Raw genomic sequence first — 15,864 nt, forward strand, 5'->3', positions numbered from 1 at the left:
GGACGGCTGCCGCCTATCCGAAGCGTCCGGAGATGTAGTCCTCCGTCGCCTGCACGGACGGATTGGCGAAGATCCGCTCGGTCTCGTCTATCTCGATGAGCTTGCCGGGCTGGCCGACGGCGGCCAGGTTGAAGAACGCCGTACGGTCCGACACGCGCGCCGCCTGCTGCATGTTGTGCGTCACGATGACGATCGTGAAGCGCTCCTTCAGCTCCCCGATCAGGTCCTCGATGGCGAGGGTCGAGATCGGGTCGAGGGCGGAGCAGGGCTCGTCCATCAGCAGCACGTCCGGCTCGACCGCGATCGCGCGGGCGATGCACAGACGCTGCTGCTGGCCGCCGGAGAGGCCGGAACCGGGCTTGTTCAGGCGGTCCTTGACCTCGTTCCAGAGGTTGGCGCCCTTGAGGGACTTCTCCACGACCTCGGCCAGCTCGCTCTTGCGGACCGTGCCGTTCAGCCGCAGGCCCGCCGCGACGTTGTCGAAGATCGACATCGTCGGGAACGGGTTCGGACGCTGGAAGACCATGCCGACGGTACGGCGCACCGCGACCGGGTCGACGTTCGGCCCGTACAGGTTCTCGTCGTCCAGCAGGACCTTGCCCTCGACCCGGCCACCGGGGGTGACCTCGTGCATGCGGTTGAGGGTGCGCAGGAAGGTGGACTTGCCGCAGCCGGACGGGCCGATGAAGGCCGTCACGGAGCGGGGCTCCACGGTCATCGAGATGTCGTCGATGGCCCGGTGGGAGCCGTAGTAGGCGGTCAGACCGCTGACGTCGATTCGCTTGGCCATGTCAATCACTGCTTCTTTCGTGGCCCCGCGCGGCGGAGCCGGATATCGAGGCCTCAGCGGCCGGTCTTCGGGGCCTTCCAGCGGGCGATGCCGCGCGCCACCAGGTTGAGGATCATGACGAACGCGATCAGCACCAGGGCCGCTGCCCAGGCACGGTCGATCGAGGCCACCTCGCCGGCCTTGTACTGCTCGTAGATGTAGAAGGGCAGCGAGGACTGCGCACCCTCGAAGGGGTTCGGGTTGATCAGCTGGCTGCCGAAGACGAGGAGGATGATCGGCGCGGTCTCACCGGCGATACGCGCGATCGCGAGCATCACACCGGTGGTGATACCGCCGATCGCGGTCGGCAGGACGACCTTGAGGATCGTGCGCCACTTCGGTACGCCGAGGGCGAGCGATGCCTCGCGCAGCTCGTTCGGTACGAGCTTGAGCATCTCCTCGGTGGAGCGGACCACGACCGGGATCATCAGGATCGCCAGCGCGAGCGCTCCGAGCAGGCCGGACGGCTCGATCTTGAACATGAGCACGATCGACAGGATGAAGAGACCCGCGACGATGGACGGGATGCCGGTCATGACGTCCACGAAGAACGTGACGGCCTTGGCCAGCGCGCCCTTGCCGTACTCGACCAGGTACACGGCGGTCAGCAGCCCGATCGGCGCCGAGATGACGGTGGCGATGCCGACCTGCTCCAGCGTGCCGAGGAGCGCGTGGTAGACACCGCCGCCGACCTCGGCGCTGGGCACACCGGCCATGGAGTGCGACAGGAAGTACCCGTCGAGGATCTCGATGCCGCGGCTGATCGTCGTCCAGAGCAGAGAGAACAGCGGGATGACGGCGAGGACGAAGCAGACCCAGACGATGCTGGTGGCCAGCCGGTCCCTGGCCTGGCGCTGGTTCTCGACGGTGGTCGTGACGACGTACGAGATGACGACGAAGGCGATGACCGCGATCAGGCCCCACTGGACCTTGCTGTCGAGACCGGCGGCGGCGCCGACGCCCACGCCGACGAGGACGCCGAGGAGGGCGAAGCCGGCCGGTGCCCAGCGGGGGAGGCTGCGCTGGCTGAGGCTGCCCGGCCCGCCGGGGGGCGGTACCTGGGTCGGTGTGTCCTTAACGGCTGCGCGGCTCATGCGTTGGCCCCCGAGTACTCCTTGCGGCGCGCGATGATCAGACGGGCCGCGCCGTTCACCAGCAGAGTGAGGACGAAGAGGACCAGACCGGAGGCGATCAGGGCGTCGCGCCCGAACTCATCGGCCTCGTCGAACTTCGCCGCGATGTTCTGGGCGAACGTGCCGCCGCCCGGGTCGAGCAGATGGAGCGAGATCAGGTAGTTCGGCGAGAGGACCGTGGCGACGGCCATCGTCTCGCCGAGCGCGCGGCCGAGTCCCAGCATCGACGCGGAGATGACACCGGAGCGTCCGAAGGGCAGCACCGAGAGCCGGATGACCTCCCAGCGGGTGGCGCCCAGGGCGAGCGCCGCCTCCTCGTTCATGCGCGGGACCTGGAGGAAGACCTCACGGCTGACGCTGGTCACGATCGGCAGGATCATGATCGCCAGCAGGATGCCGACGGTGAGCATGTTGCGGGCCACGCCGGGCTGCGTCTGGTCGAAGATGTACGTCCAGGCGAAGTACTGGTCGAGCCAGGAGTTCAGACCGCCGAGATACGGCACCAGGACGAGGGCGCCCCAGATGCCGTAGATGATGCTCGGCACGGCGGCCAGCAGGTCCACGACGTAGGCGAGGGGCGCGGCCACCTTGCGGGGCGCGTAGTGCGAGATGAACAGCGCGATGCCGACAGCGATCGGAACCGCGATGACCATCGCGATGATCGAGCTGACGACCGTGCCGAAGAGCAGGACCGCGATGCCGAAGACCGGCGGGGACGCGGAGGGGTTCCAGTCGAACGTGGTGAGGAAGTTGCCCTCGTCCTTGGAGATGGCGATGGTGGCGCGGTAGGCGAGGAACCCCGCGATCGACGCCATGATGACGAGCAGCAGAATGCCCGAGCCCCTGGAGAGGCCCGAGAAGATCTTGTCGCCCGCACGCCCGGTGGAGGTGGCCGCCGACGGCGGGTCGGTACGTGGGGGCTGCGGCGGTGGTGGGGTGTCTATCGATGTGGTGGAAGCCATGGTCTTTCCGGTCTGTGTGGGGGAGGGCTGGCTCCCCTGGCGGCGGTGCACCGGATGAGGTGGCGGCCGCCGGTCCGGAGAGATCCCGTGGACCGGCGGCCGTCACCTGTCGCTCTGTGGTTACGAGAGGGAGTCGACCGTCTCGCGGACCTTGGCGTTGATCTCGGCGGGGATCGGCGCGTAGCCGGCCTCGGAGAGCAGCGCCTGACCGTCGGCGCCGGCCGTGTAGGTCAGGAAGGACTTGACCGTGGCCAGGGTCTCGGGCTTGTTGCCCTTGTCGCAGGCGATCTCGTACGTCACCAGGACGATCGGGTAGGCACCGTCGGCCTTGGTGGTGTAGTCGAGGTCCAGGGCCAGGTCCTTGCCGGTGCCCTTGATCTTGGCGGCGGCGATGGCCTTGGAGGCGTTCTCGGAGGTCGCCTCGACCGGGGCGCTGGCGCCCGTGTCGATCTTGACCGTCGAGATCTGCTGCGAGGTGGCGTAGGAGAGCTCGAAGTAACCGATCGAGCCGTCGACCTGCTTCACCTGGGTGGCGACACCGGAGGAACCGGAAGCCGCCTGGCCGCCGGGGGCGGGCCACTTCTTCTCGGCCTCGTACTTCCAGTCGGACGAGGCCGTGGCGCCCAGGTACTTGCCGAGGTTCTGCGTGGTGCCGGAGTCCTCGGAGCGGTGGAAGGCCTGGATCGGCTTCTTGGGGAGCTTGGCGTCGGGGTTGAGCGCCTTGATCGCCGCGTCGTCCCAGCTCTTGATCTTGCTGTCGAAGATCTTGGCGAGCGTGGGGGCGTCGAGGACGAGGCTGTCCACACCCTCCAGGTGGTAACCGATCGCGATGGGTCCGCCGACCATCGGCAGGTTGATGCCCTGGCCGCCGGTGCAGATCTTCTTCGAGTCGGCGACCTCTTCGGGCTTCAGCGCCGAGTCGGAGCCGGCGAAGCCGACCGTGCCCTGGTTGAAGGCGACGATGCCCTCGCCGGACGACGAGGACTTGTAGTTGACCTCCACGCCGGTGCAGGTGGCCATGTAGTTCTTGATCCAGAGGTCCATGGCGTTCTTCTGCGCGCTGGAACCGGACGCGAGCAGCTGGCCCTTGGCGTCCTTGCACACCGCGCTCGTGGCGGCCGAGGACTTCGTCGCCGTGCCCTCGGGGGCGTTGTCGTCCGAACCGCACGCCGTGAGAACCAGGGCGCCGGAGACGGCGAGGGCACCGAGCGCGGTGGCGCGCAGCCCGTTCTTGCGCTGAAGCTTCACTTCGGGTGTTTCCTTCCAGGAGCCGCCGGTCTGAGCCTTTGTACGGCGGCGTGCGTCGGGGTGGCTGGTGCGGCGCTATGACCGTCACCGTGTAAGGCCGAAATTAGGCAGATCAGGTGAAGCCGCCGACGGGGGCGGGTGAACGGAAGGTGAACCTCGCGGGGCGGTGTGGTTCCGGCGCGCGTGCCGTACACCCGACTGGGTGTACGGAGGGCGTACTCGCGATCACGAAAGCGCCACATGGTGACCGGGGCCGTGCCGCGTACGGCGCGCTACGTCGGGTACGGCCCGCTGTGCGGCGTACGGCCGCTACGTCGCGTGCGGGCCGCTATGGCACGTGCGTACGGACCGCTACGTCGCGTGCGACGCGTTCAGGAGCGCGTCCACCAGTAGCCGGTCGCGGGGCTCAGGCGGTGCTGCGGTGGCTCATCCCGGAGGCGGAGGAGCCATGGCCGTCCGACACGAGGGGAGAGAGCGGACGAGCCCGGCAGCCCTGACGGTCAGTGCCGGTCCGAGCGTGGCGCTTGTGGCTTGCGGTGCTTGCCGGTGCCCGGCCCCAAGGTGTTGGGGGCAGGGCTCGGCTCCGGCGCGGACGCCTCTGGACAGAGCAGGCGCTTCGCCTCTGCGAGGTTCGGCACGATGGCGTGGAACTCCCAGGAGCTGCCGTTCCACCTCTCGATGACTCGCGGCGCGTCCGGGCTCACGTGAGAGCCCCTCAGACTGCCCTCGCCGGTGACGGGCGCGGCGCGGAGCTTGCCAGTCTTCGCGTCATGGCGCTCCGCCCAGTCCTTCAGTGGCTCGTCGTCCACTGTGCTTCCCCAGGATCGGCGGTGGCTATCCGGGGAGGGCAGCGGCCGACGGGGCCTCCCGCGTCGTCGGAGGGCATCGGGCACTGCAGCGCCCTTTGACTTCGCTCAGGAGGCTCGGGATTGTGCCGGCGGTCGGGCGAGGCGGTGTTGCCAACGCAGTGCCGGGTCGTCATCGATCCAGTACGTGTGGGAGTCGGCGGTGATGCGAAGCCGTACGGCGGTGATATCGGGGCTTCCCGCGTCCTGCCACGCGGTGAGAGCCCGTTCGATGTCGTCCCACAGGGCCACGGGGCCACCCTGGCGGACGGTCCAGCCATCGCCGTCAGCGGTGAATTCGGCGAATGACTCCCGCTCCGGGTCAAAGACGTACAGGAGTTGGGTACCGTCGCTCGTCGCGGCGCGGACGAACTGCACGCCGGGTGCGGCGAGCTGGGCGAGAAAGGCGGGCATCCACTCCTCCAGCACCACGGGCGGTACCTTCGTCGCCCGCTCGCTGTCGGCGTAGGCTGTGCGGGCGGACAGGTCCCCGGACACCGGTACCGCGGCCTGAGATCGCGCCTGCATGAATGAGGAGCGATCGGTGATCCGCCCTTCGGCAGTACCGTCCTCGCCCACGGTGACCTTCGCAAGGCCGGTGCCGAAGGGCCAGGAGCCGACGGTGGCCAGGATGATGCCGCCCGGCCTGGTCTGCCGAATCCAGGTGTGGGGGATACGGCGGACGGCACAGGCGGCGATCACCCGGTGATACGGGGCGCGGTGCGGGTGCCCAAGGAGCCCGTCCCCGGTCACGGTCCACGTCGAGAACCCGGCCGTTTCCAGCGCGGCATCCGCACGGGCCGCCACCGCCGGGTCCACCTCGACCGTCGTCACGTTGTCTTCGCCGAGGCGGTGGCACATCAGAGCCGAGGAGTAACCGGTGCCCGTGCCGATTTCCAACACCTGGTGCCCTTCTTCCACGTCCAGGTTCTCGATCATGCCGACGACGGTGACCGGAGTGGTGGACGACGACGTGGGCACGCCCGTCACGAGGTCACCGGCTTGATCGGCGGTCAGGTATCCGTCGAGCTGAGTGGTCAGGGACTGGTCGCTGTAGGCGATCCGCCCCCACTCGGCTGGGTTGGCTCCAACTGCCCTGACCGGCCGCCACCGGCCGCCGTCCATGGGCAGGAACACCCCGGGGTTCAGGAACAGCTCGCGCGGTACGGCTTCCACCGCGGCTCGCCACTGGGGAGTGGTGAGGACACCGGCTTTCTCCGGCCGGTCGGCGAGGGCACGCCGGTCGGGCGCCGTGTCGGTCATGGGGATTCTCCTCGTGTGAGCAGGTCAGCGAATGCTGCGGACATCTCCAGTCCGGTCCTCTGCTCCAGCCACGCCCATTGGCCGTTGGGGTTCAGCTCCAGCCACCAGTAGTCACCCTCCCGGTCCACGGCGAGGTCAAAGCTCCCGGACGCCAGGCCGAAGTGGTCCAGGCAGGCGAGGAGCGCCTTGTTCACGTGGTCGGGCAGCTCGACCACGGTGTAGGTGTGGGCGGCGTAGTCCCTGCGCCAGTCGAGCAAACAGGAGTCGATCCGTACGGTGAAGGTTCGCCGGCCGATCACCAGCACCCGCACGTCGGCGACCTTGTCCACGCGGGCCTGGAACAGGTGTGGCGTCACGCTCACGCTGTCATCGATCTCGGCGGCGGAGACCGGGTCCGCCCACCCCGTCACCGGGACTCCGTCGCGGTCGTACGGGGTCCACCGCAGCGTTTTGTAGATCACCTGTCCGTGGGCGGTGATGAATTCGCGCGCCTCACCCGGATCGTTGGTCACGAGCGTCGGCGGCACGGTGAGGCCGAGCCGTTGGGCGAGGGCAAGTTGAGCGGGCTTGTAATCGGCGGCCGAGTTGCGGAGCGGATGGTTGACCCACAGCGGACCGTCAAGGGCGTAAAGGGTGCCCCCGAGTCCGTAACGGACCTGCGCGGCAGCGAACCGCGCATCGTCGCCGGTCAAGTGCTGGAAGGTGGGCCAGGCGGGACGGCGCCAGTACACCGCCCGCAATTGGGCCAGGCCGACGGTTCTCGACAGGGTACGTATCCGCCCGGCCACCGGGGCCGGGCGGATACCGAACCGGGCCGAGACAGTCAGGCTCGCGCCGATGTCGGCGGGGTTGAATCTGACCACCGGCACATTTCGCCGGTTGAGTTCGGTGATCACCATGTCGGCGGTGACGTCATCCGCCTCGGTGGCCACCAGCACCGGCCTCTCATGGGTCGCCGACATCAGTCCTGCTGGCTGTCCTGGTCGTGGCCCTGATCGTTCTGCGAGTCCGAATTGGTGGTCGTGGAGGTCTCGGTGCCGGAACTGGTGCCGTGCTTGCCCATCTCGACCACCCGGCCGGACCGGTCGCGAAATACGCCGACCTGCGTGGCGGGATCGATGATGACTGTGGCGTGCGGGCGGCGAACAGTGATCGGATACGGAGCGAGGCGGCCGGCCCCCCAAGGGCGGGCGGTGGTGAGGTGCGTGGCAGACGTGGTGCTTTCGGTTCCGGTGGCCGCGGTCATGCCGCGTCCCCTTCCTCTCGTCGGTCCCGGCCCGGTTGGGCTCGGGAAGGACGTTAGAGACGCAACGTTGCGATCACCACGGATATTTCTTGAGTTTTCTCAATCAAGGCCACATTTTCTTGTTTTTTCTCGCATGGTTGGCTGCATCCTGTCTCGTGAGCCCACAGGTTCAGTGATGCTGGTGGCTCGGCCCCAGCGGAAGGACTCGACCATGGCTCGACGGCTGCGCTTCAACGGCACGGACAGCAAGAACGGCGGCTGTCCCGCACTGCATGAGGACATCGATTCAGGCGAGTGGATCGTCCAGGGCAAACCACTCACGGACCCCGAAGAAACCGCCCAGCTCCAGCACTTCACGGCCGGGGAGTCCGCGATCGTCGTGCCGCGAGAACTGCTCGTACACTTCGGTCCCAAGGAGATCGGCCGCGTGCCCCAGATGATCAGCTTGGAAGAATTCGACCGGCTCTTCGAGACGTTCGAACATTCGGCGTGGCGGCTCGAAACGCGGCGCGGCTATGCCTCCGACCGAGAAGACGAGACCTACCGAGAGTTCGTGGAGACGGGCACCGTGCAGTGGGATCTCGATGACGAGTGGTGCACGAACATGCGTCATCAGACATCACAAGGAAAGCGCGTCGGCAGGGTCCGCATCGTGGACAACCCGCCGACTACCGGGCAGTTGTACCTTCTCGACAACGCGCGGCGCAACGCGGCCACAGGTGAGGAGATGCGCAACCTGTGGCGTGCGGACGCCGACCGGCTGCGGCTGCCCGCCGAAGACTTCTGGATCTTCGATTCACGGATGATCGCACTGCTTCACTTCGACGACGTGGACAACCTCCTCAGCGTTGAAGCGATCACGGATCCGGTTGAGGTCAACCGCTACGCCCAGACGCGTGACGCAGCCTTGCATCACGCCATCCGTTACGACGAGTTCGCGGTGCAGGTGGCTGCGGCAGAACAGTGAGCATGAACCGGTGAGTACGGACTACCAGCAAGCGCGGGTCGCCCTTGGAGTACGGCTCCGTGAACTCCGTCTCTCGGGACCCGACGGTCGGCTCACCGGTTCGCAATTGGCGGCGCTTCTCGGCTGGCCGAACTCGAAGATCAGCAAGTTGGAGCACGGACGGCAGACCGCAACCCCCGAGGACCTGCGAGCATGGGCGGAAGCGACCGGGCACCCCGACGCATACGACGAACTCGCGTCACGGCTCCGGGGTTTCGAGTCTCACATCCGGTCGTGGCGGCGGCAGCTCGCCAACGGGCACCGGCCTGTGCAAGATACGTGGAACACGCAGGTTGACCGGTCCCATACCATCCGCGTTTGGGAAGAGTCCGTTGTCGCAGGCATGCTGCAGACCCCCGACTATGCGCACCACATATTCACCCTGTACGCGGAACTCCACGGGACCACGCCGGACACCGAGGCTGCGGTCCGGTCCAGGACGAAGCGTCAGGAATGGCTGTACCGGTCGGGCAGAAAGCTACGCGTCATCATGTGGGAGGCCGCCCTGCACGCCTTGGTCTGTCCGCCCCCCGTACTCGCAACGCAGTTGGACAGGCTGGCCGGCGTCATGGGTATGGACACAGTGGAACTCGGTATCGTTCCTTTCAGCGCCTCGCTCAAGATCCCGGCCGCAAACGGATTCTGGATCTTCGATGACCGGCTTGTTATTACCGAGGACTGGCATGGAATTGTGGGTGGACGACAACGTCGGCCTCGCCACGTACCTCAGGGTGTGGGACACGCTGAACGAATCCGCGGTCTATGACGCTGAAGCCCACCGCATCATCACGCGAGCGGCCCGGATGCTTTCCACGCAATGACGTGTGGGATGGGCCCACTCCGCTGCTGGTGGCACTGGGGAGGCGATCCGGGGCGAGCCCTCTTCGTGGTTCTTGGGGTTTCTGGCTCAGGCGGTACGACTCGGCCGATCGGCCTTGACGCCACTGAGGAACGTGGTGAACGCAGTGGTGGTGACGGCGATCCGGGGACCGTGCGGGATCTTGGAGTCGCGGATGCCGGTGGTGGCGTTCGTGACGGCCACCTCGACGCAATTGTCGCCGCCTGAGCTGAAGCTGCTCTTGACCCAGCGGACGGCTTTCGGGTCAGCCTTGCTACTCAAGCTTCCTCCTTGATGAGGCCCTTGATGAACTCGCGTGACGCCGGAATGTCCAACGCCCGCGCACGCAGGTGGTTGAGCGCGACGTCGTAGCGTCCCACGTGTTCATCTTCCTCCAAGTAGAGGGAACTCGTCAGTGGCTCCAGCACGACCAGCGGGTCGCCCGCGTCGAACCGGAACAAGGTGAACGTTCCGTCGATACCCGCGTGGACGCCGACGCTGAACGGGAGCACCTGCACATCCACGCCGGGAAGTGCCTCAGAAACGTCGAGTAGGTGACGCAGCTGGCCCGCGAGCACCTGTGCCCCTCCCATGGCCCGGCGTAGCGCGGCTTCGTCCAGTACGCACCACATGGACAGAGGACGCTCACGTCGGAGCGCCTGCTGGCGCTTCATGCGCAGTTCCACGAATGTGCGCACCTCGCGCGCGGTTCCCCACTTGCCGCTGCCTTCAACTACCGCGTACGCGTACTCCGGTGTCTGCAACAGTCCCGGAATCAGCTGGGCCGCGTAGCAGTCCGTGTGCACGGCGAGTTCTTCGAGTTCGAGGTAGTCGGCGAAGGGGTCGCGGACGGCATCGCGGTACTGGTCGAACAGATTGGTACGTCGTGACGACGAAGCCTGCGCGGCCAACTGCCGGATCTCCTGTATCCGCTGCTCGTCCCGTACCTCGTATGCCTGAAAGTATTTGTCCAACGAGGTTGCGGGGACTCGCTGCTTGCCGTTCTCGATCTTGCTCAGCGCGGAGGGACCGGAGAGCCCCAGCAGCTTCACCGCGTCCGGCAGGTTGAGGCCGGATCGCTGTCGCAACGTACGTAGCGCCAAGCCGAGTCGACGACGCATCAGGTTTGGACGGGCATCTGCCATGCGTTGGTCACCGCCTCTCTCGGGCTGGACTTTACACAGGTAGCGGAGTCTTGCATGTGCCGATTCCTCACATTATTTAGAAACTTGACTGACCCACTTGCCTAGAAACCTTTCTCGGCATCATGCTCATTGTGTCACGCATGGTGACCCTCCTGAGACGCGAAGTGAACTTTGATCGCGTGCCCGTCAGGTCGGGTCGACATGAGCCGCTATGCGAAAGGAAGTTGAAGACGTGATCAGTTCCCTTGCTCATGCACTCGTCTTGCTGCCCGCCCTGTTGACGAAGCCGCGCCGCTGGCATCGTGCGAGCGCGTACGGCCCGGAGGTGATCCGGTGAACATCGACGGACGCCCGCTGCGGCTGCTCCCCTGGACCGACGAAGACGGTCGGCCCTGCTAGCTCTCGACGGACGGCACCGGCACCGGCCCTGTGTCCAGGCTCGCCGACCGGATCGAAGCCGTTCAGCTCGCCCAGGCATTCAGGCTGCACGAACAGGCGCTGGACGAGCTCGCGGAATCCGGGCCGGGGGCCCTGGAAGTCGACTGTCTGACAGCCCGGTTGGCGGACGCGTTGGGGGACGTGTTGGTCATCACGCAGAGCAGAGGCGTCCGCCTCGGCCTGCCAGTGTGCGGAGTCGAAGACTGCCCCGACGTCACATAGACCGACACGTAGAAGGCCCCGGTGGGCCCACCGTCCACCAGGGGCCGGTGCGTTGACGTCATCATGGCCTAGATGGTGAAGCCCTTCACGGAGGTCCGCAGTGGCGATGGAACCGACGTTTGACGAGCTGTTCCGGCTCGCCAATCGGTCGGCGGTGCACCTGGAGATGCGGGACGGCTACATGAGGTCGGATCCGCGATTTATCGCCTGGCAGCAGGACAGGCGCACTATCCCTGCCGACAGTGATCCGGATCGCCGCCCTTGGCTGGGGTTGATGCGTGAGATTACGAGCCGCGGCGTAGCGGTTCGCCGGGCTCGGATCGTCTCCGAGCCGATCAGTGACTACATCCGGTTCGAGCACCACATGACGGCCGGTAACGCCGCCGGCGGCGAGCAGGTTCGTTGGCTTCCCCGCCGCCGGGCTTCGGATCTGGCCCTCCCCGGCAATGACTTCTGGCTGTTTGACGACAGTCTGGTCGTGTTTCTCCATTTCACCGGAGAAGGGGAACTCTCCCCAGAGGGGGACGAGGAGCGCACGGCCGATCCTGGCGTTGCACAGCTCTGTTCGGCGGCCTTCGAGGCGGTCTGGGAACGGGCGGTGCCGCACGAGGAGTACAGGCCGTCCTGAGCTGCGAGTGCAACCTGAGCTACGAGTGAAACAGGCACACTTCTCCTGTGGCCCCGTCGTCGCCGTCATCGAGCGTCCAGCAAGCCAAGGAAGCCCTCGGATCGCGCCTGCGTGAGATCCGGAAGGACTCCGGCATGACGGCACGGGCTTTGGCGGCGGCGGCCGGGTGGCACGAGTCCAAGACCTCGCGCATCGAGAACGGCAGGACACCGCCCTCCGACGCCGACATCCGCGTCTGGACAAGGCTGTGCGACGCGGAGGACCAGACCGCTGACCTCATCGCCACGGTCCGTGGCATCGAGGGCATGTACGTCGAGTGGAGGCGCCTGGAGAGGGGCGGCCTCCGGCAGGTGCAGCAGTCTGTGCTGCCGCTCTTCGAGAGAACCCGGCGCTTCCGCTTCTACCAGTCTTGGGTCATTCCCGGTCTCCTGCAAACTCCCGACTACACCCGTGCCGTACTCAACACGGTGGTTGCCCTGCGGGATGCTCCGGATGACGTTGACGCCGCTGTCGCGGTGCGAATGGAACGTCAACGCGTCCTTCGCTCAGGCCATCAGGGATTCGCCATGCTCGTGGAGGAGTGGGTTCTCCGCACAGTGATCGGCGACGCCCGCATCATGAGCGGCCAACTCGGCCATCTCATCGCGGTGGCATCCCAACCATCCGTGAGTCTCGGTGTCATCCCCATGGGGACCGAGCGGGGTAATGCGTGGCCGGCCGAGTCCTTTTCCCTCTTCGACGACGTACGGGCATCGGTGGAACTGGTGTCGGCGAATCTGACGGTGACGCAGCCGCGTGAAGTCGCCGAGTATGTACGTACGTTCAAAGAGCTCTCCAGCATCGCGGTCTACGGAGCGAACGCCCGCAAGTTGATCACTGCCGCAATCGACGCGCTCGGGTGAATCCGCGCAAGTCCGTAGAAGTTCATTGAGGCTCGTAGAGCCATAGGCCGATGCTCTACCTCACGTCAGTAAGCGTTACGCAGCGCGAGGTGATCACTGTGGCAACTGTGGCAAAAGCCGAGACCGAACCGCTCAACGCCATCTACTGCCTCCCTACCGAAGGAGCAGAGTTCGAGAACTTCTGCGGAGGCAACCTGGGTGGCGAGCACGAGTCGTGTGTCGAAGTCGGTGCGATCCCGGGCGCGACGCCTTCGTACGTCCTCCACGACAGCAAGCCCGAGGGCGCCGGTCGCGAGCTCCGCTTCACCGAGAAGGAGCTCAATGACTTCGCCATCGGGTGGGTCAGGAAGCACGGCCTCATCCTCTGATTCGGCTTCCTTCTCCAGCCGCACCGCATGCGGCCCGAGACACCCAAGAAAGGCACGGATGAGCTGGTCAGGACACTGGCATGGGTACGGCCCCTGGACCGGCGGCAGGGACGCCTACGGGCAGGAGGGACTACGCCGCCCAGGGGCACACCCCAACGACGAGCAGACCCGTGCGTTCCTCGCCTCCACGATGCCGCCGATGCAGACCGGTCACTGGCTGATGCGCCGGAGCCAGACGTCGGCGGACCGTGCATGGACGGATCTCGCCGACGCCGTGGACTGGCTGAAGAAGACCTACGGAGCCAACCTGCCCGTGGAGCGTGAGGGCGGCAAGCAGGCGTACATCGACTTGGACACGAAGGTCGACTATGCCGAGGTCGCACTCGAACGAGGCAGTGATGCCGTCTGGGTCCACTACACCAAGTCCTCGAATCTGGTGTCGTTCTCAGTCGTGTGCTGCCCCCATCGCTTCCTCCCCGAGATCCCGTGCCCGATGCCGCCCCTCTGACCGCTCAGCGGGTGGGAAAGGACGCCATGTCGCTCAGCCTTCTGCTCCCGGAGACCGGCGTAGCCGACCTCTTGACCTCTTGGCCGGACGAGCCACGTGTGTACCAGCGCGACACCACGGAGCTCGACCGCACTGTCACCTCGGCATTCCTCAACGACTACATCGCCACCGGATGTGTACCGGCGAGCGAAATCGCGGTGGTGAAGGCCCCCGGCCCGTCCCTCAACCGCGACGCTTTCATGACCGACGGCCGCACCGATCCGGACAAGCTCCGAAAGCTCTATCGCAACGGATATACCCTCCGGCTCGGCAACCTCCAGAGGGTCATTCCCTTCATGGCGAGGGTCTCGCGGGCCATCCAGGAAGAAACGGGATATTCGAATTACGTCCATGCCTTCCTGACGCCGCCGGGTAATCAGGGGCTTCGCCACCACTGGGATCAGCAGATGGCGGTGATCGTGCAGGCAGCGGGCGTCAAGCGGTGGCAACTGTGGCGCCCGCCGGTGGAGGCGCCGATGAGGGAGTTCAACGAATCCTGGCGGGTGTGGCGCAGCGGTGTGGCGCTGGCCGAGCGCGTGCACGAGACGCGCGACGCGCTCGTGCGGTACCTCGCGGCCTTGGACGTGGCCGAACTCGCCCTGCTCGTACGGCAGGCCGCGGTGACTGAGCTGGAGTACACGACGTGATCCGCGGGACCCCGACGCCTGGGCCCGTGACCCAGCCCGCTTTCTGCCGACAGGCGCTACGTCCCGGGCGGCGCGTTCAGGAGTGCGTCCACCAGCAGTCGGTCGCGGGGCTGCGTCAGCCGGTCGCGGGCCGCCGGCGGGGCCAGCCACACTATGCGGTCGACCTCGTCGTTCGGGACGAACGTGCCGTCCGTCGCCTCGGCCGCCCAGTACGTGACCTCCTTGGGGCGGCCCTGTGCCAGATAGCGCACGGTACCGAGCCGGGTCCCCGGCACACAGTGGTGGCCCGTCTCCTCCAGGACCTCGCGCAGGGCCCCGGCCAACGGGTCCTCCGCGCGCTTGAGTTTGCCCTTGGGGTGGGACCAGTCGTCGTACTTGGGCCGGTGCACCAGGCAGATCTCCGTGCCGCCGCCCCCGTACGGCGAGCGGCGCCAGAGCACGCACCCGCCCGCGCGGACGATGCCCTGTCCGCGCTCCTCGGACCCCGCGTGTCCATCCGGCACCCCGGGCCACTCCGGCCCCGCGCCCGGCGTCGCGGTCACCGTGCCACCGCCGCCTTCTGCCACACCTGCTGGAAGGCGAACCGCGCCGCCTCCACCTCGTGGCGCTGGTCCGCGTGCAGCACGCCCAGGGCGTACGCCGTCGTCGGCGCGATCCGCGGGGTGCGGGCCGCGTTGGCCGCCGCTGCCGCCGCCTCGGCCGCGTCGCGGTGCCGGTCCAGCGCCTGGCCCGCGCCCAGCAGCACCGGGTCGGGGGCGCCGCCGGGGCACCACACCTCCTGGGCATACCGGTGCAGCCGCAGCAGCTGCCGTACGTGATGCCAGGGCGCGTCCTGCGCCTCGCCCTCCGAGGACGTCGCCAGGCCGTGGACCAGCGCCTCCGCGTTGTACGGGTGGGCGGCCCGCGCCAGCGGCAGCGCGGCGACGGCGTCCAGCAGCTGCCGCTCGGTGGCCTCGCCGGGACCGGCGAGCACCTCGACGGCCGGGGCGCTCGCGAGCGGTGCCAGCGGTACTTCCGAGGCCAGCACGGCCACCGCGTCCGCCACCGCGTGGAAGCGGGACGAGCCGAGCGCCTGGAGCGCGGCCGAGTGCGCGCGGGTCCGGGCGAGGGTCAGCTGCCGCTCCAGCAGCGCGCCCGCGCGGGACGCGCCGACGGTGAGCGTCCCGGGCTGCGGCCCGCCGGGCTCCGCCCCCGCACGCGCGCCGGGTACGGAACCGAGCGCCGTGGCCGGTACGGCGACGGGCACGGGCGCCGCGCCCGAGAGCCTGGCCAGCGCCCCCACCAGCCGGTGCAGCCGGGCCGTACAGGCGTGCTCCTGGGCCAGCGTGCCGGACAGCCAGCCCAGTTCCGTACGGAGCTGGTCGGCCCAGCCGGGGTCGAGCAGCGGCCGGAACGTATGCAGGCCGCCCCCGATCCGGCGGGCCGCGCCGCGCAGTGCCAGGGCGGCCGACTCGGCCGCCGCCGTGTCCGCGCCGCTCTCCCCGTACAGCCGCAGGCCGCGCAGGAAGTCGGCGGCGTGGGAGTGCAGATAGCCGGCCAGGACCTCGCCCGCGGTCAGCCCGCCGGGGCCTGTCGAGGTAAGCCGGTCGGTGTCCAC

General features: G+C 67.5%; 18 protein-coding genes and 1 pseudogene. 7 read left to right on the forward strand and 12 right to left on the reverse strand.

Going from position 1 to position 15,864, the window contains the following annotated elements:
• Window positions 1-13: 13 nt before the first annotated feature.
• The 8 genes from pstB to tgmA form a co-directional block, all read right to left on the reverse strand.
• Complete coding sequence (gene pstB / locus CU044_RS08935) at window positions 14-790, reverse strand: phosphate ABC transporter ATP-binding protein PstB (protein ID WP_129767946.1); 777 nt, start codon at window positions 788-790, stop codon at window positions 14-16.
• A 53-nt stretch (window positions 791-843) separates the two neighbouring features.
• The gene (gene pstA / locus CU044_RS08940) at window positions 844-1,923 is read right to left on the reverse strand and encodes a phosphate ABC transporter permease PstA (RefSeq protein ID WP_129767947.1); all 1,080 of its coding nucleotides are present in this window, start codon (window positions 1,921-1,923) and stop codon (window positions 844-846) included.
• Window positions 1,920-2,924, reverse strand: a complete 1,005-nt coding sequence (gene pstC / locus CU044_RS08945; RefSeq protein WP_129767948.1) for a phosphate ABC transporter permease subunit PstC — start codon at window positions 2,922-2,924, stop codon at window positions 1,920-1,922. The genes pstA and pstC overlap by 4 nt, the downstream gene beginning before the upstream one ends.
• Before the next feature lie 120 nt (window positions 2,925-3,044).
• On the reverse strand, window positions 3,045-4,172 hold the full coding sequence (gene pstS / locus CU044_RS08950) for a phosphate ABC transporter substrate-binding protein PstS (protein WP_129767949.1): 1,128 nt from the start codon (window positions 4,170-4,172) through the stop codon (window positions 3,045-3,047).
• A gap of 500 nt (window positions 4,173-4,672) precedes the next feature.
• Window positions 4,673-4,981 (reverse strand): DUF6087 family protein, encoded by a 309-nt coding sequence (locus CU044_RS08955; protein WP_129767950.1) that lies wholly within the window; start codon window positions 4,979-4,981, stop codon window positions 4,673-4,675.
• Window positions 4,982-5,086: 105 nt separating this feature from the next.
• Window positions 5,087-6,280, reverse strand: coding sequence for an ATP-grasp peptide maturase system methyltransferase (gene tgmC / locus CU044_RS08960; RefSeq protein ID WP_129767951.1), 1,194 nt, complete (start codon window positions 6,278-6,280; stop codon window positions 5,087-5,089).
• Complete coding sequence (tgmB, locus tag CU044_RS08965; protein ID WP_129767952.1) at window positions 6,277-7,242, reverse strand: ATP-grasp ribosomal peptide maturase; 966 nt, start codon at window positions 7,240-7,242, stop codon at window positions 6,277-6,279. Before tgmB ends, tgmC begins: the two co-directional genes overlap by 4 nt.
• The gene (tgmA, locus tag CU044_RS08970; protein ID WP_129767953.1) at window positions 7,242-7,526 is read right to left on the reverse strand and encodes a putative ATP-grasp-modified RiPP; all 285 of its coding nucleotides are present in this window, start codon (window positions 7,524-7,526) and stop codon (window positions 7,242-7,244) included. The genes tgmB and tgmA overlap by 1 nt, the downstream gene beginning before the upstream one ends.
• Before the next feature lie 211 nt (window positions 7,527-7,737).
• Between tgmA and CU044_RS08975 the strand changes: the two genes are divergently transcribed.
• Complete coding sequence (locus CU044_RS08975) at window positions 7,738-8,493, forward strand: DUF6879 family protein (RefSeq protein ID WP_129767954.1); 756 nt, start codon at window positions 7,738-7,740, stop codon at window positions 8,491-8,493.
• A gap of 10 nt (window positions 8,494-8,503) precedes the next feature.
• Window positions 8,504-9,353, forward strand: a pseudogene (locus tag CU044_RS08980) (helix-turn-helix transcriptional regulator).
• An 86-nt stretch (window positions 9,354-9,439) separates the two neighbouring features.
• Here the strand turns inward: CU044_RS08980 and CU044_RS08985 are convergent.
• Together CU044_RS08985 and CU044_RS08990 are read right to left on the reverse strand one after the other, a co-directional pair.
• Entirely contained in the window at window positions 9,440-9,652 is a 213-nt protein-coding gene (locus CU044_RS08985) for a DUF397 domain-containing protein (RefSeq protein ID WP_129767955.1), read from the reverse strand.
• Window positions 9,649-10,515, reverse strand: a complete 867-nt coding sequence (locus CU044_RS08990; protein WP_129767956.1) for a helix-turn-helix transcriptional regulator — start codon at window positions 10,513-10,515, stop codon at window positions 9,649-9,651. The genes CU044_RS08985 and CU044_RS08990 overlap by 4 nt, the downstream gene beginning before the upstream one ends.
• Window positions 10,516-11,275: 760 nt before the next feature.
• Between CU044_RS08990 and CU044_RS09000 the strand changes: the two genes are divergently transcribed.
• From CU044_RS09000 to CU044_RS09020, 5 genes are all read left to right on the forward strand, one after another.
• A complete protein-coding gene (locus CU044_RS09000; protein ID WP_129767957.1) occupies window positions 11,276-11,803 on the forward strand; it encodes a DUF6879 family protein in 528 nt (175 codons plus the stop codon).
• 47 nt (window positions 11,804-11,850) lie between these two features.
• Window positions 11,851-12,705 (forward strand): helix-turn-helix transcriptional regulator, encoded by an 855-nt coding sequence (locus tag CU044_RS09005; RefSeq protein ID WP_240045450.1) that lies wholly within the window; start codon window positions 11,851-11,853, stop codon window positions 12,703-12,705.
• 98 nt (window positions 12,706-12,803) lie between these two features.
• Window positions 12,804-13,073, forward strand: coding sequence for a DUF397 domain-containing protein (locus CU044_RS09010; protein ID WP_345790126.1), 270 nt, complete (start codon window positions 12,804-12,806; stop codon window positions 13,071-13,073).
• A 58-nt stretch (window positions 13,074-13,131) separates the two neighbouring features.
• The gene (locus CU044_RS09015; RefSeq protein WP_129767959.1) at window positions 13,132-13,581 is read left to right on the forward strand and encodes a hypothetical protein; all 450 of its coding nucleotides are present in this window, start codon (window positions 13,132-13,134) and stop codon (window positions 13,579-13,581) included.
• Between the two features lie 98 nt (window positions 13,582-13,679).
• Window positions 13,680-14,267 (forward strand): cupin domain-containing protein, encoded by a 588-nt coding sequence (locus CU044_RS09020; RefSeq protein ID WP_129768007.1) that lies wholly within the window; start codon window positions 13,680-13,682, stop codon window positions 14,265-14,267.
• Between the two features lie 56 nt (window positions 14,268-14,323).
• On the opposite strand, the gene CU044_RS09025 is transcribed toward CU044_RS09020, so the two are convergent.
• Both CU044_RS09025 and CU044_RS09030 read right to left on the reverse strand, forming a co-directional pair.
• Entirely contained in the window at window positions 14,324-14,770 is a 447-nt protein-coding gene (locus CU044_RS09025) for an NUDIX hydrolase (RefSeq protein WP_129768008.1), read from the reverse strand.
• Between the two features lie 35 nt (window positions 14,771-14,805).
• Window positions 14,806-15,864 carry a CHAD domain-containing protein gene (locus CU044_RS09030; protein ID WP_129768009.1) on the reverse strand — a complete coding sequence of 353 codons (1,059 nt, stop codon included), beginning with the start codon at window positions 15,862-15,864 and terminating at the stop codon, window positions 14,806-14,808.

It is taken from the genome of Streptomyces sp. L-9-10 (genome assembly GCF_004151105.1).
Classification (GTDB): Bacteria; Actinomycetota; Actinomycetes; order Streptomycetales; family Streptomycetaceae; genus Streptomyces.

Excerpts from the sequence above, each read along its gene's own strand:
- tgmC (WP_129767951.1), bottom strand. The coding sequence starts at position 6,280 with ATGACCGACACGGCGCCCGACCGGCGTGCCCTCGCCGACCGGCCGGAG.
- tgmB (WP_129767952.1), bottom strand. The coding sequence starts at position 7,242 with ATGTCGGCGACCCATGAGAGGCCGGTGCTGGTGGCCACCGAGGCGGAT.
- CU044_RS08990 (WP_129767956.1), bottom strand. The coding sequence starts at position 10,515 with ATGGCAGATGCCCGTCCAAACCTGATGCGTCGTCGACTCGGCTTGGCG.
- CU044_RS08975 (WP_129767954.1), top strand. The coding sequence starts at position 7,738 with ATGGCTCGACGGCTGCGCTTCAACGGCACGGACAGCAAGAACGGCGGC.
- tgmA (WP_129767953.1), bottom strand. The coding sequence starts at position 7,526 with ATGACCGCGGCCACCGGAACCGAAAGCACCACGTCTGCCACGCACCTC.
- pstA (WP_129767947.1), bottom strand. The coding sequence starts at position 1,923 with ATGAGCCGCGCAGCCGTTAAGGACACACCGACCCAGGTACCGCCCCCC.
- pstB (WP_129767946.1), bottom strand. The coding sequence starts at position 790 with ATGGCCAAGCGAATCGACGTCAGCGGTCTGACCGCCTACTACGGCTCC.
- pstC (WP_129767948.1), bottom strand. The coding sequence starts at position 2,924 with ATGGCTTCCACCACATCGATAGACACCCCACCACCGCCGCAGCCCCCA.
- CU044_RS09015 (WP_129767959.1), top strand. The coding sequence starts at position 13,132 with ATGAGCTGGTCAGGACACTGGCATGGGTACGGCCCCTGGACCGGCGGC.